The following is a 14093-nucleotide window of genomic DNA, read 5'->3' as shown; positions in this document are numbered from 1 at the left end:
GGTTCCTGACGGAGCCGCACCGAGCCTCCCGGCCGTGTGGGGCGCGCGGCTAGCCGCGCGCCTTGGCGAGGAGGTCCTCGCGGGGGTCCTCGTCGGGCAGGGCCGCCGCGAGGGCGTCGAGCGCCTCGCGGGCCTTGTCCGACAGGTGGGACGGGACCGCGACCTGGACGGTGGCGAGCAGGTCGCCGGTGCCGTTCTTGGTCGTGACCCCGCGGCCCTTGACACGCAGGACACGTCCGGACGGCGTGCCCGGGGCGACCCGCAGCTTGACGGTCGGACCGCCGAGCGTCGGGACCTCGATCGTCGCGCCGAGTGCCGCCTCGACGAACGTCACGGGGACGTCGATCCGCAGGTTGAGCCCGTCACGCTCGAACACCGGGTGCTTCCGGACGGTGACGGTGACCACGAGGTCACCGGCGTCACCGCCGTCGGGGCTCGGCTCACCGCGCCCACGCAGCCGGATCTTCTGGCCGTCGGCGACGCCCGCGGGGATGCGGACGTTCACCTGACGACCGTTGCCCTGCGCGAGCTTGACGGTGTCGCCGGCGATCGCGGTGGCGAAGTCCAGGGTCGTCGTCGCGGTGACGTCGCGCCCCTTCGTCGGACCGCCGAAGCCGCGGAAGCCGCCGGTGTTCTGGCCGAAGCCACCGCCGCCGAACATGCCGCCGAGGATGTCCTCGAAGCCGCCGGCACCACCGCCGCCGCCCTGACCGAAGCGGACGCGCTGTCCGCCGCCGCCCTGGCCGCCGCCGAACATGCCGCCGAAGACGTCCTCGAAGCCGCCCTGGCCGCCCGGGCCACCCGCGGTGAAGCGGGCGCCGGAGCCCATGGCACGCACCTGGTCGTACTCGGCGCGCTGCTCCTTGTCGGAGAGCACCGAGTACGCCTCGCTGATCTCCTTGAACTTCGACTCGGCGGCTGCGTCACCCGGGTTGGAGTCCGGGTGGTACTGCCGCGCGAGCTTCCGGTACGTCTTCTTGAGCTCAGCTTCGGATGCGTCCTTCGACACACCGAGCACGGCGTAGAAGTCCTTGTCGAACCAGTCCTGACTGGCCACGGCTCACCTCCCTTCTTCCGTCGTCGGCGCTCAGGCCGGGACCGCCACCGCGACCTTGGCGGCACGGATGACGCGGTCGCCGAGCTTGTAGCCCGGCTCCACGACGTCCGCCACGGTCTGGCTGGTGGCGCCCGGCGTGGGCAGCTGGACGATGGCCTCGTGCACGTTGGGGTCGAAGGACTCGCCCTTCTCACCGATCTGCACGAGCTTGAACCGGTCGAACCCGCCGCGGATCTTCTGCGCGATGACGTGCATCGGTCCGTCGGTCAGGTCACCGTGCGCCTCGGCACGGTTCAGGTCGTCGAGGGCGGGGAGCAGGGCCCGGACGACCTCGGCGATGACGACCTCGCGGTTGGCGTCCCGGTCGCGCTCGACGCGCTTCCGGAAGTTCACGAGCTCGGCCTGCGCACGGAGCATGTCCGTCCGCATCTCGGCGACCAGGTCGCGGTCGGACGGCGAGAGCCGGTCCTCGGCGATGCCGGACGCGGCATCGGCGAGCAGGGCCTCGTCCTCCGGGCTGAGGTCGTCGGCGGGGCCACCGGCGGCGGGACCGTCGACCGGGACCTCGACGTCGGGACCCTCGGCCTCGATCAGGTCGTCGGGCTCGGTCGCGTTCGTGGCGTCGCCCTCGACCTGCGGGTCCTGGGCGTCGTCGACGTTGTCGTTGTTCGGGTCAGCCATCGGTTACTTCTTGTCCTTGTCGTCCTCGTCGTCCACGACCTCGGCGTCGACGATGTCCTCGTCGTCACCGGCGGTCTGGCCCTCGGCACCGGCGTCCGGACCGGCTGCGGCAGCGGACTGGTCCTGGGCGTAGATGGCCTGGCCGATCTTGCCCTGCGACTCGTTGAGCTTGTCGAACGCGGTCTTCACCGCGTCGTCGTCGTCACCCGCGAGGGCCGACTTCAGCGCGTCGACATCGGCCTGCACCTCGGACTTGACGTCCGCGGGGAGCTTCTCGTCGTTCTCCTTGATGAGCTTCTCGATCGAGTAGGCGAGCTGCTCGGCCTGGTTGCGACGCTCGCTGGCTTCGCGACGGGCCTTGTCCTCGGCCGCGTGCTCCTCGGCTTCGCGGACCATGCGCTCGATGTCCTCCTTCGGCAGCGACGAGCCGCCGGAGATGACCATCGACTGCTCCTTGCCGGTGCCCTTGTCCTTCGCGGACACGTGCACGATGCCGTTGGCGTCGATGTCGAACGTGACCTCGATCTGCGGGATGCCCGCGGGTGCCGGGGCGATGCCGGTGAGCTCGAAGGTGCCGAGCGGCTTGTTGTCGCGGGTGAACTCGCGCTCGCCCTGGAAGACCTGGATCGCGACCGACGGCTGGTTCGAGTCGGCGGTGGTGAAGGTCTCGCTGCGCTTGGTCGGGATCGCGGTGTTGCGGTCGATGAGCTTCGTCATCAGGCCGCCCTTGGTCTCGATGCCGAGCGAGAGCGGGGTGACGTCGATGAGCAGGACGTCCTTGCGCTCGCCCTTGAGGACACCGGCCTGCAGTGCGGCACCGACGGCGACGACCTCGTCCGGGTTGACACCCTGGTTCGGGGACTTGCCACCGGTCAGCGACTTGACGACCTCGGCCACGGCGGGCATACGGGTCGAGCCGCCGACGAGGACCACGTGCGCGATGTCGTTGACGGACACGCCCGCTTCCTTGATGACGTCGTTGAAGGGCTTCTTGGTGCGGTCGAGCAGGTCGGAGGTCATCTGCTCGAACTGTGCGCGCGAGATGGTCTCGTCGAGGTTCAGCGGGCCCTCGCTGGTGAGCGTGAGGTAGGGCAGCTGGATGTTGGCGCTGAGCTGGCTCGACAGCTCCTTCTTCGCCTGCTCGGCGGCTTCCTTGAGGCGCTGCTTCGCGATCTTGTCCGTGGACAGGTCGACACCGTGGTCGGCCTTGAACTTCTTCACCAGGTGGTCGACGATGCGCTGGTCCCAGTCGTCGCCGCCGAGGCGGTTGTCGCCGGAGGTCGCGCGGACCTGGATGGTGGAGAAGTCGTCGTCCTTGCCCACCTCGAGCAGGGAGACGTCGAACGTGCCGCCACCGAGGTCGAAGACCAGGATGAGCTCGTCTTCCTTGCCCTTGTCGAGGCCGTACGCCAGTGCTGCGGCGGTCGGCTCGTTGATGATGCGGAGGACGTTGAGGCCGGCGATCTCACCGGCGTCCTTCGTGGCCTGGCGCTCGGCGTCGTTGAAGTACGCCGGGACGGTGATGACCGCGTCGGTGACGTCTTCACCGAGGTACTGCTCGGCGTCGCGCTTGAGCTTGCCGAGGGTACGGGCCGAGATCTCCTGCGGCGTGTACTTCTTGCCGTCGATGTCGGTCGTCCAGTCGGTGCCGATGTGGCGCTTGACCGAGGCGATGGTGCGGTCGACGTTCGTCACGGCCTGGCGCTTGGCGGTCTCGCCGACCAGGACTTCGCCGTCCTTCGTGAAGGCGACGATGGACGGGGTCGTCCGGAGGCCCTCGGCGTTGGCGATGACGGTGGGCTCGCCACCCTCGAGCACGGCGACGACCGAGTTGGTGGTTCCGAGGTCGATTCCTACTGCGCGTCCCATGGGACTCCCTTTCGGTAGTGGAGCAAAGTCTGCTCGGACTTGCGTCCGATGGACTCAACTCTACTCCGCCTCGGCTGGACGTCAAGGTGGGTGGGCCAGGAGTTGCGCCGGATCGACTCAAGTCACCGGGACCGGCCGGAGCGACGCCTCAGTCCAGCGCCGCGGTGATGTACGCCGCCAGGGCCGCCCCGTACGCCATCGCTGCATCCGCCGCGGCGAAGGACCGTTCGACGTCGTCGATCCGGGCGGTGACCGTGTGCACGACGTCCCCGGCGGCCGACGTCGTCCGGGTCAGGCCGACGAACGCGGGACCGAGGAGCTCGCGCAGCTGGTCCTCACGCGGGAGCCAGAGCGACTCCTCGGCCGTGACCGAGTCGAGCGCCCACTCCGTCGTCCCGTTGAACCCGAGCACGGTGCCGGTCGGGTGGTCGTGCCGTTCGACGGTCATCTCCGAGACCGTGTAGACGTCCTCCTCGACGCCCGGCTTGTCGATGACGAAGCGATCGCCGGTGTCCGGGTGCCAGCGGAGTCCGGCGTCACGCAGGGACCGGGCGAGTTCGACGCTGATCATGCGCTCCAGCCTGGCACTCGGAGGTCGGGACCGGCCGGGAGGCACGTGGCGGCGTCACCCGCGCACCTCGCGGCCGCCGGAACTCGCGCCCGCCGGATCGCGCGCCCGTGCCTCGGACCTGGGCGCAGGGCAGCCGTACTAGCATCACCGAGCATCCCCACGTGCGATCGCCCGCCGGTCCGCGTGCGCGACGTGACGACCCCGGGCGACCGGTGCCGTGCCTCCCGGCCGTGGCCGACGAGGCGGCGGCGGGTCGGACGACGCCGTCGGGCCGTGGTCGACGCGGACCGATCCGCCAGCAGAGAAGGACCCGCATGACCCTCGAACGCGAGGAACTCCGCGACGACTGGACCGTGTCCGCGGCCGAGGAGGGCGCGCGTGCCGACCTGCCGGACGCCCTGCGCGGCCGGACGCTCACCGCGACGGTCCCCGGCCAGGTGCACATCGACCTGGAGCGCGAGGGGCTGTTGCCGGACCCGGCGTTCGACCGCAACGAGCCCGCGACCGCGTGGGTCGGACAGACTGACTGGGTCTACCGGCGGACCGTCGACATCGACCCGCGCGGCTTCGAGCGGGTCGACCTGGTGTGCGACGGACTCGACACCGTCGCGACCCTGACCCTCGACGGCGTCCAGGTGGGCACGACCCGGAACATGCACCGCCGCTACCGCTTCGACCTGCTCGACATGACCGACGGGACGAACGCGAGCACCGACCGCGAGCTCGAGGTCCTGTTCGAGTCGCCGTACCGCGAGGCCGAACGGGTCGCCGCCCGAGCCGGCACGATGCCCGGGCCCTACGACGAGCCGTTCCCCTACATCCGGAAGTCCGCGTCGAACTTCGGCTGGGACTGGGGCCTGACCGCCGTCACGAGCGGACCCTGGCGTCCGGTCGCGATCGAGCGCTGGTCGACCGCCCGACTGCGGGACGTCCGTCCGCTCGTCGACGTCGAGGCGGGCGAGGGCGTGCTCGACGCCCACATCGCCTTCGAGCGATCCGGCATGAACGACCTGGACCAGGACGGCGAGGACGACGACCTCGTGCTCGTGGTCACCGTGTCCGGCCACGGGACGAAGCAGCGCTCGCGCGTCAACGTGACGCCGAAGGAGGACGAGGCCGTCGTGACGGTCCGGATCCCGGACGCCGAACTGTGGTGGCCGCGCGGCTACGGCCCGCAGCCGCTGTACGACGTCGAGGTGCACCTGCAGACGGTCGACGGCGACGTCCTCGACCGCACGACCTTCCGGACCGGCTTCCGCTCGGTGGTCGTGGACACGGCCGAGGACTCGATCGGCCGGCCGTTCGCGATCCGGGTGAACAGCGCGCTGATCGACGTGCGCGGCGTGAACTGGATCCCGGACGACGTGATCGTGTCCCGGGTCACGAAGGAGCGCTACGCCGAGCGGCTCGACGCCGCCGTCGCGCTCAACACGAACCTGGTGCGGGTCTGGGGCGGTGGCGTCTACGAGTCGCACGACTTCTACCAGCGCTGCGACGAGCTCGGGCTGCTGGTCTGGCAGGACTTCCTGTTCGCCTGCGCCGCCTACCCGGAGATCGAGCCGATCCGCAGCGAGGTCATCGCCGAGGCGCGGGACAACGTCGGCCGGTTGGCCCGGCACCCCTCCCTGGTGGTGTGGAACGGCAACAACGAGAACATCTGGCTGCACGACGCCGACGGCTGGGGCGAGGAGCTCGGCGACCGCGGCTGGGGGCTCGACTACTACCTCGACCTGCTGCCGACGATCGTGGACGCCGTCGACCCGTCCCGCTTCTACACGGTGGCGTCACCGTGGTCGGGCGCCGAGTCGCTGGCACCCAACGACGTCGACCACGAGACGCACCACTCGTGGGACGTCTGGAACCGGGTGTCCGACGAGCACTACCGGGACTCGGTGCCGCGCTTCGTGTCGGAGTTCGGCTGGCAGGCGCCGCCCGCGTGGCGGACCCTCCGCGAGGCCGTGACCGACGACCCGATGACGCCGACCTCGCCGGGGGTGGTGCACCACCAGAAGGCCGACGACGGCATGGCCAAGCTCGCCCGTGGTCTGGAGCCCCGGTTCGGCGACGGCTGGGACACCGACTTCGACCGCTGGCACTGGCTGACGCAGCTGCAGCAGGCGCGCGCGATCGCGACCGGCGTCGAGCACTGGCGGACGCACTGGCCGCGCAACACCGGTGTCGTCGTGTGGCAGCTGAACGACCTGTGGCCGGTGTCGTCGTGGTCCGCGATCGATTCCGCCGGGCGCCGCAAGCCGCTGGCGCACGAGTTGCGCCGGCTGTACGACGACGTCCTGGTGGCGGTCCGGCCGGTCTCGACCGTGGGCACCACGGTCACGCCGGTCGCGCCTGACACGGAGCGCGAGGACCCGACGGGAGGCGCGCACCCGCCGACCGCGCAGCTGCCGGTCGCGCAGTCGCCGGACGCGCAGCCGCAGGACGGGCAGTCGCCGGACGCGCTGTCGCAGGATGCGGACGGGGCTGTCTCGCCGATCGAGGTCGCGGTCCGCTCGGCACGGAACGGCATCGACTCCGTGGTGCGGGTGCGTCGCATCGACCTCGCCGGGCAGATCCTGGCCGAGGAGTACCTGCCGGTGGTCCTCGACGGCCCCGGGGTCGCCGTGGTGCCCCTGCCGGCCTCCGTCGGGGTCGTCTCGGACGAACGCGGTGAACTCGTCGTCGCGGACATGGACTGGCGTCGCGCCGTCTGGACCCCGGCCCCGGACCAGGACATGCGCTGGCAGCCCGCGCACTACCGCGTCACCGTGTCGGACGAGGCGGACCGTTCCGGGGTCCGGATGGTCGTCGAGGCGGACTCGCTCGTCCGGGACCTGCTCGTGCAGCCCGACCGGGTGTCCCCGACGGGTGCCGTCGACCGGGGGTTCATGACCCTGCTGCCCGGCGAGCGGGTCGAGTACCGCGTGACGGGTGTCAGCGAAGCCGATGCGGCTGCGCTGACGGCGGCGCCGGTGCTCTGGACGCTCGACCGCGTGCTCGCCGACTGACCTGACCGTCGGCGGGCAGGTCCCGCCCGGTGACCCTGGGCGAACGGTGTCCGTTGGGTCGCCCGTCTGGGTTTCTCCGCCCCCGGGAGTTAGCATGGACGGAGAGCGGGACACCGCCGAACCGGTCGACGACGACCGGGCCGCACGATCAGCAGCCTGATCGAACGGCGACCAGTCCCAGTACCGAAGGAGTCATCATGTTGCAAGGCCTCACCGGACTCCACCTGGTGATCATCCTGGGCATCGTGCTGCTGCTGTTCGGTGCGACGAAGCTGCCGGCACTCGCGAAGGGCCTCGGCCAGTCGATCAACATCTTCAAGAAGGAGATGGACAGCGACGACCGCAAGAAGCCGACGACGCCGGACGTCACCGACACGACGTCCTACGGTGCGACCGCCCAGCAGGCCGCTCCGGTCCAGCAGCCGGTCGTGAACCCCGGACCCTCGGTCCCGCCGAACAACGACTCGCGCGCCCAGTAAGGCCCCTCAGACCGCCGACCCATCGGCATCCCGGCCCCGGGACCGACAGCCCTCCTGCATCTGCCATCGCGCAGACGGCACGGGGGCTGTCGTCGTCCTACGGTCCGCCACCACCTCCGCCACCACGCCGTCCGCACGCGGCGCATGATGGCAGCATGACGTCTGCCCCCGCCGCCGACCGGCCGGGAGGCACGGCACCCCTCCACGACGACCGCCGACTCGTGCTCGTGGTCGCGATCCTGTCCTCGTTCGTGGTCGGTCTGGACTCCAGCGTCGTCAACGTCGCGTTGCCCGCCATCCGGACCGAGCTCGGCGGCGGGCTCGTCGTGCAGCAGTGGACGGTCGACGCGTACCTCGTGACCCTCGGGTCGCTGATCCTCGTCGCCGGCTCGCTGTCGGACCTGTTCGGCCGGGTGCGCATCATCACGTGGGGCCTCGTCGTGTTCGGGATCGCCTCCGTCGTGTGTGCGATCGCCCCCACCGGCGAGGTGCTCATCGTCGCCCGGGCGTTCCAGGGCGTCGGCGGGGCGCTCGTCACCCCGAGCGCGCTCGCCCTCATCGTGGCGGCGTTCCGCGGAGCCGTGCAGGCGAAGGCGATCGGCACGTGGACGGCGTGGTCGAGTGCCGCGTCGATCCTCGGCCCCGTCGTGGGCGGACTGATCGTGGACGGCATCGGGTGGCGGTGGATCTTCGTCGTCACCGCGGTGCCGATCGCGGTGACGATCCCGCTGGTCCGGCGGATCTCGGGCGACGTCGTGGCGGGGGACCGGCCGCGGGTCGACGTCGTCGGGGCGGTCCTCGCCGTCGTCGGGGTCGGCGGGGTGGTGCTCGGGCTGATCGAGCAGGAGCGCCTGGGCTGGGGGGCGCCGGTCGTCGTCGCGGCGCTGGTCGTCGGTGCGCTGGCCCTCGTCGCCTTCGTGCCGTGGGAGCTCCGGGTGACGCGGGCCTCCGGGTCGCCGCTCGTGCCGCTCGCGCTCTTCCGGGTCCGGAACTTCGCGGTCGGCAACCTCGCGACGCTGTCGATCTACGGCGCCCTCGGGATGGTCTTCTTCGTCGTCACGCTCTTCCTGCAGGAGGTCTGGTCCTTCCCGGCCTGGGTGGCGGGGCTCGCGACGCTGCCGCCGACCGTGGTGCTCCTGCTGCTCTCGACGACCGTCGGGGGACTGGCCGGTCGGTTCGGGCCGCGGTGGTTCATGGCCGCGGGCCCCGCGGTGGCCGCCGTCGGTGCGCTCCTCATGCTCACGGTCGGCGAGGACCCGAGTGGCTACTGGACCGGTGTGCTCCCCGGGCTGGTGCTCGTCGGGTTCGGGATCACCCTCATGGTCTCCCCGCTGACGAGCGCGGTGCTCGGTTCGGTGCCGCAGCAGGAGGCCGGGGTCGGGTCCGCGGTGAACAACGCGGTCGCCCGGATCGCCGGCCTGGTGACGGTCGCACTCGCCGGCGTCGTCCTCGGTGGTGAGGTGAGCGTCGCCGGCGTCCACCGGGCGATGGTGGTGATGGCGGTCCTGCTCCTGGCCGGCGCCGTGGTGAGTGCCATCGGCATCGTGAACGTACGATCACCGGAAGCGGAAGAAACCAGCCCGTTGTAAAGTTGAGCCAGACGGACTCAATGTGAGTCCGATGACTTCGTGACCACACGACCGACGCAACGGAAAGGACAACGCATGGCGAACCTCCAGGGCGCACCTGACTCGCAGGAGAAGCAGAAGACCGCCCTCGAGCAGTACGGCGTCGACCTCACCGCGGTCGCCCGCAGCGGCAAGCTCGACCCGGTGATCGGCCGCGACGCCGAGATCCGACGGGTGTCCCAGGTGCTCACCCGCCGCACCAAGAACAACCCCGTGCTCATCGGCGAGCCCGGTGTCGGCAAGACCGCCGTCGTCGAGGGGCTCGCCCAGCGCATCGTCGCCGGGGACGTCGCGGACTCCCTCAAGGACAAGCGGCTCGTCTCGCTCGACATGTCCGCGCTCATCGCCGGCGCCAAGTACCGCGGCGAGTTCGAGGAGCGGCTGAAGGCCGTCCTCAAGGAGATCGACGACTCCGACGGCCAGGTCATCACCTTCATCGACGAGCTGCACACCCTGATGGGTGCCGGCGGCGGCGAAGGGTCCGTGGCCGCGTCGAACATGCTCAAGCCGATGCTCGCCCGCGGTGAACTCCGGCTCATCGGTGCGACGACCCTCGACGAGTACCGCGAGTACATCGAGAAGGACGCCGCCCTCGAACGACGCTTCCAGCAGGTGTACGTCGGCGAGCCGAGCGTCGAGGACACCATCGCGATCCTCCGCGGCCTCAAGGAGCGCTACGAGGCGCACCACAAGGTGACGATCAACGACTCCGCCCTGGTCGCCGCGTCGGCGCTGTCCGACCGCTACATCTCCGGCCGGCAGCTGCCCGACAAGGCCATCGACCTCATCGACGAGGCCGCCAGCCGACTCCGCATGGAGATCGACTCCAGCCCCGTCGAGATCGACGAGCTCAAGCGCAGCGTCGACCGGCTGCGCGTCGAGGAGTTCGCGCTGAAGCAGGAGAAGGACGACGCGTCGAAGGCCCGCCTGTCGACGCTCCGCGCCGAGCTGCAGTCCCGCGAGGAACGGCTCGGCGAGCTCGAGACCCGCTGGCAGGCCGAGCGCGCGTCCCTGAACCGCATCGGTGAGCTGAAGCAGCAGCTCGACGAGCTCAACATGCGTTCGCAGCGTGCCCAGCGAGAAGCCGACTACGAGACCGTGTCCCGGCTGGAGTACGGCGAGAAGCCCCGCATCGAGGCCGAGCTCGCCGCCGCCGAACAGGCCGGGTCGGCCGACCGCATGGTGAACGACAGCGTCACCGACGAGGACATCGCCGCCGTCATCGCGCAGTGGACCGGCATCCCCGTCGGGCGACTGCTGCAGGGCGAGACCGAGAAGCTCCTGCACCTCGAGAGCGAACTCGGCCGCCGGATCATCGGGCAGCGCACCGCCGTCACCGCGGTCTCGGAAGCCGTCCGTCGCACCCGCGCCGGCATCTCCGACCCGGACCGGCCGACCGGCTCGTTCCTGTTCCTCGGGCCCACCGGCGTCGGCAAGACCGAGCTGGCGAAGGCGCTCGCCGAGTTCCTGTTCGACGACGAGAAGGCCCTCGTCCGCATCGACATGAGCGAGTACGGCGAGAAGCACTCCGTCGCCCGGCTGATCGGTGCCCCTCCGGGCTACGTCGGGTACGAGGCCGGCGGGCAGCTCACCGAGGCCGTCCGGCGTCGGCCGTACTCGGTCATCCTGCTCGACGAGATCGAGAAGGCCCACCCCGAGGTGTTCGACGTCCTGCTGCAGGTCCTCGACGACGGGCGACTGACGGACGGGCAGGGCCGGACCGTGGACTTCCGGAACACGATCCTGGTGCTCACCTCGAACCTCGGCTCGCAGTTCCTCACCGACCCCGCGCTGACCCCCGAGCAGCGAGAGACCGGCGTCCGGGAACTCGTCCAGCAGGCGTTCCGGCCGGAGTTCCTCAACCGGCTCGACGACATGGTCGTGTTCCAGGCGCTCAGCCCGGACGACCTCGGTCAGATCGTCTCGCTGTACGTCGACCGTCTGGCGCGACGGCTGTCCGGGCGGCGCCTCGACCTGGCGGTCACGCCCGACGCCCGAGCCTGGCTCGCCGAGCGCGGCTACGACCCCGCCTACGGTGCGCGTCCGCTCCGTCGGCTCATGCAGCGGCAGATCGACGACCAGCTGGCCCGGGCGATCCTGGCCGGGGACGTGCGGGACGGTGACACGGTGCGGGTCGATGTCGCGGGCGACGGGCAGTCGCTGACCGTCGAGCCGTTCGAGGTCGCCGAGGGTGAGCTGGTCGAGGAGTAGTCCGGAGGTCGCCGACCGGGAGGCCCGTGGCCGGTTCCTGGGGACCGGCCACGGGCCTCCCGGCTACCGTCGGCGACATGCCCGAGATCAAGGCCCTGAGCCGCGTGACCGAAGCCATCGAGCACGCCAGCGTGCTCGATGCAGCCGTCGACCTCGACCGGAAGGTCGTCAACGCGTTCGCCCGCCCGCGGGCCGTGCGGCAACTGCTCCACGGGGTGCCGTTCGGCCACCCGATCCACCCGCTCATGGTGCAGGTGCCACTCGGCGCCTGGATCTCCGCCGCGGTCCTGGACCTGATCGGTGGCAAGGGCAACCGGAAGGCCGCCAAGACCCTCATCGGAGTCGGTCTCGTCTCGGCGGGCAGCGCGAGCGTCGCCGGGTACGTCGACTGGTCCGAGCTGAACCGCGAACAGCTCCGCACCGGGTGGGTGCACCAGGCCGTGAACTGGGTCGGCATCAGCCTGTACGGGCTGTCCTGGCTGCAGCGGAAGCGCGGGAACCAGGCGTCCGGCAAGCTCCTGGCCTTCGCCGGTCTGAGCGTCGTCAGCGTCGGCGGGTACCTCGGTGGCCACCTCGCCTACCGCCAGCGCGCCGGTGTCAGCCAGGCCGGCGAGGTGCCGTTCGACAAGTGACCGCCCTCGGCTGACGTTCCCAGCCGATCCACTGGTACATCACATGCACTGGATGCATGCGTGTACTGGTGGTGGATGATGAACGACCCCTCGCGGACCTGGTGGTGCGGGGGTTGCGACGGCAGGAGATGGCGGTCGACGTCGCCTACCGCGGCGACTCGGCCGACGAGCTGCTGAGCGTCAACGACTACGACGTGGTGGTGCTCGACCGCGACCTGCCCGGCCTGCACGGGGACGAGGTCGCCCGACGGCTCTCCGCCCGCGGCTCGTCGACCCGGATCCTGCTGCTGACCGCCGCCACGTCGCTCACCGACCGGGTCAACGGACTCGAACTCGGCGCGGACGACTACCTCACGAAGCCGTTCGAGTACCCGGAACTCGTCGCGCGCGTGCGGGCACTCGGGCGTCGCGCGGTGGCCCCGGTCGCGCCCGTCCTCGGACGCGACGGACTGGTCGTCGACACGAACCGGCGCATGGCGACACGCGACGGCCGGCCGCTCGACCTGACCGCGAAGGAGCTCGGCGTCCTCGAGGTGCTCCTCCGGGCGGACGGCCGCGTCGTCTCGGCGGAGGAACTGCTCGAGAAGGTCTGGGACATGAACGTCGACCCGTTCACGACCGCAGTCCGGGTGACGATGTCGAAGCTGCGACGGAAGCTCGGCTCGCCGGACCCGATCCGGACCGTCCCCGGCCAGGGGTACGCGCTGTGAGACGGGGCTGGAGCCTCCGGACCCGCACGGCCCTGGCGTTCGCACTGACGTCGATGGCGCTGACCGCGGCGGCGATCGTGTTCGTCACGCTGGGGTCCCAGCATGCGATCACGGAGCTCGTCGTCGGCGACGGGGACGGGCGGGTGGCGGTGACCCCGGCGGCCGGACCGGCAACGGAACCGTCCGCCGCGCCGGACCGTCGCTCCGCGGATGCGCCCGACGTCGGGGGGACGTCCGAGGTCGGCCGCGTGGCCGTGGTGTCGGCCGTCGCCGCGCTGCAGTGGCAGTGGTCGGCACTCGGCATCGCCGTAGCCGGCGTGGTCGCCGGGGGTACCGGGTGGCTGCTGAGCCGACGGATGCTCGCGCCGCTCGACCGGATCGCCGCGACGGCCGAACGGATCTCCGCCTCGACCCTGCACGAGCGGATCGCGCTCGCCGGGCCCGACGACGAACTCCGCCGGCTGTCGCGGACGATCGACGGTCTGCTCGACCGGCTCGACACGGCGTTCGCCAGTCAGCGGCGGTTCGTCGCGCAGGCGTCCCACGAACTCCGGACCCCGCTGGCGGTCCAGCGGGCGACGATCCAGATCGGTCTGCAGGACGACGCCGACGGGCGGGACCTCGCCGCAGCCCGGGCGGAACTCCTCGAGCAGAACCGGCGGACGGAGCACCTCGTGGAGTCGTTGCTCGTCCTGGCCGAGGCCGAACGCGGACTCGACGGGCGGACGAGCGACGTTGACCTCCGCGCACTCGTCGACGAGGCCGTGGCAGGGACGGCGTCGACCGCGCACGGGGCCGGCGTCCGTGTGCGGAGCTCGACCGGTGCCGACCCGGTGCGGCTCCGGTGCGAGCCCGTCCTCACCCGCCAGCTGCTGCGGAACCTGCTCGACAACGCGATCGAGTACAACGTGCCTGGTGGCGTCGTCGGCGTCGCGGTCGAGGGCGACGCCGGCGGCTGCGTGGTCCGCGTCGACAACACCGGGCCGGAGCTCGACGCCGCGGTCGTGGCGACGTTGACGCAGCCGTTCCGACGGGCCGTCGCTGCGGACGCCGGCCCCGGTGGTCCTGGCAGTCCGGGCGGTCCGAGACCGTCCGGACGGCGGCACAGCGGCCTCGGGCTGTCCATCGTCGAGGCCGTCGCGCAGGCCCACGGCTGGCAGGTGACCCTGGCTCCGCGGGCCGGCGGCGGCCTGGTCGTCGCGGTGCGTGTTCCGCCGGTGGGTGTTTCGCCGATGTGACCTGCCGGGTACGGC

11 protein-coding genes are annotated in these 14093 nt (G+C 71.1%); 7 read left to right on the top strand and 4 right to left on the bottom strand.

Going from position 1 to position 14093, the window contains the following annotated elements:
* Nucleotides 1–49 precede the first annotated feature (49 nt).
* From E9228_RS07800 to E9228_RS07785, 4 genes are all read right to left on the bottom strand, one after another.
* Nucleotides 50–1057: a DnaJ C-terminal domain-containing protein gene (locus E9228_RS07800; protein ID WP_166779988.1), complete on the bottom strand. Its 1008-nt coding sequence runs from the start codon at nt 1055–1057 to the stop codon at nt 50–52.
* A gap of 30 nt (nt 1058–1087) precedes the next feature.
* On the bottom strand, nt 1088–1738 hold the full coding sequence (locus E9228_RS07795; protein ID WP_166779987.1) for a nucleotide exchange factor GrpE: 651 nt from the start codon (nt 1736–1738) through the stop codon (nt 1088–1090).
* A gap of 3 nt (nt 1739–1741) precedes the next feature.
* Nucleotides 1742–3607, bottom strand: coding sequence for a molecular chaperone DnaK (gene dnaK / locus E9228_RS07790; RefSeq protein ID WP_166779986.1), 1866 nt, complete (start codon nt 3605–3607; stop codon nt 1742–1744).
* Nucleotides 3608–3755: 148 nt separating this feature from the next.
* Entirely contained in the window at nt 3756–4178 is a 423-nt protein-coding gene (locus E9228_RS07785; RefSeq protein WP_166779985.1) for a pilus assembly protein CpaE, read from the bottom strand.
* 314 nt (nt 4179–4492) lie between these two features.
* Here E9228_RS07785 and E9228_RS07780 point away from each other — a divergent pair, with 314 nt between their 5' ends.
* The 7 genes from E9228_RS07780 (at nt 4493) to E9228_RS07750 (ending at nt 14078) form a co-directional block, all read left to right on the top strand.
* Nucleotides 4493–7180, top strand: coding sequence for a glycoside hydrolase family 2 protein (locus E9228_RS07780; RefSeq protein ID WP_166779984.1), 2688 nt, complete (start codon nt 4493–4495; stop codon nt 7178–7180).
* A gap of 197 nt (nt 7181–7377) precedes the next feature.
* On the top strand, nt 7378–7659 hold the full coding sequence (gene tatA / locus E9228_RS07775; RefSeq protein ID WP_166779983.1) for a twin-arginine translocase TatA/TatE family subunit: 282 nt from the start codon (nt 7378–7380) through the stop codon (nt 7657–7659).
* A 155-nt stretch (nt 7660–7814) separates the two neighbouring features.
* Nucleotides 7815–9248: an MFS transporter gene (locus tag E9228_RS07770; RefSeq protein WP_166779982.1), complete on the top strand. Its 1434-nt coding sequence runs from the start codon at nt 7815–7817 to the stop codon at nt 9246–9248.
* Between the two features lie 75 nt (nt 9249–9323).
* Nucleotides 9324–11498, top strand: coding sequence for an ATP-dependent Clp protease ATP-binding subunit (locus E9228_RS07765; protein ID WP_166779981.1), 2175 nt, complete (start codon nt 9324–9326; stop codon nt 11496–11498).
* A 77-nt stretch (nt 11499–11575) separates the two neighbouring features.
* The gene (locus E9228_RS07760; protein ID WP_166779980.1) at nt 11576–12130 is read left to right on the top strand and encodes a DUF2231 domain-containing protein; all 555 of its coding nucleotides are present in this window, start codon (nt 11576–11578) and stop codon (nt 12128–12130) included.
* A gap of 56 nt (nt 12131–12186) precedes the next feature.
* The gene (locus E9228_RS07755) at nt 12187–12840 is read left to right on the top strand and encodes a response regulator transcription factor (RefSeq protein ID WP_166779979.1); all 654 of its coding nucleotides are present in this window, start codon (nt 12187–12189) and stop codon (nt 12838–12840) included.
* Nucleotides 12837–14078 (top strand): ATP-binding protein, encoded by a 1242-nt coding sequence (locus tag E9228_RS07750; RefSeq protein ID WP_166779978.1) that lies wholly within the window; start codon nt 12837–12839, stop codon nt 14076–14078. Before E9228_RS07755 ends, E9228_RS07750 begins: the two co-directional genes overlap by 4 nt.
* Nucleotides 14079–14093 lie beyond the last annotated feature (15 nt).

The sequence above is a fragment of the Curtobacterium salicis genome (assembly GCF_011759505.1).
Classification (GTDB): domain Bacteria; phylum Actinomycetota; class Actinomycetes; order Actinomycetales; family Microbacteriaceae; genus Curtobacterium; species Curtobacterium salicis.
The sequence above is the reverse complement of the archived record's forward strand: the minus strand, read 5'-3'. Positions and strand labels throughout refer to the sequence as shown.

Excerpts from the sequence above, each read along its gene's own strand:
- E9228_RS07795 (WP_166779987.1), bottom strand. The coding sequence starts at position 1,738 with ATGGCTGACCCGAACAACGACAACGTCGACGACGCCCAGGACCCGCAG.
- dnaK (WP_166779986.1), bottom strand. The coding sequence starts at position 3,607 with ATGGGACGCGCAGTAGGAATCGACCTCGGAACCACCAACTCGGTCGTC.
- E9228_RS07785 (WP_166779985.1), bottom strand. The coding sequence starts at position 4,178 with ATGATCAGCGTCGAACTCGCCCGGTCCCTGCGTGACGCCGGACTCCGC.
- E9228_RS07780 (WP_166779984.1), top strand. The coding sequence starts at position 4,493 with ATGACCCTCGAACGCGAGGAACTCCGCGACGACTGGACCGTGTCCGCG.
- tatA (WP_166779983.1), top strand. The coding sequence starts at position 7,378 with ATGTTGCAAGGCCTCACCGGACTCCACCTGGTGATCATCCTGGGCATC.
- E9228_RS07770 (WP_166779982.1), top strand. The coding sequence starts at position 7,815 with ATGACGTCTGCCCCCGCCGCCGACCGGCCGGGAGGCACGGCACCCCTC.
- E9228_RS07765 (WP_166779981.1), top strand. The coding sequence starts at position 9,324 with ATGGCGAACCTCCAGGGCGCACCTGACTCGCAGGAGAAGCAGAAGACC.
- E9228_RS07760 (WP_166779980.1), top strand. The coding sequence starts at position 11,576 with ATGCCCGAGATCAAGGCCCTGAGCCGCGTGACCGAAGCCATCGAGCAC.
- E9228_RS07755 (WP_166779979.1), top strand. The coding sequence starts at position 12,187 with ATGCGTGTACTGGTGGTGGATGATGAACGACCCCTCGCGGACCTGGTG.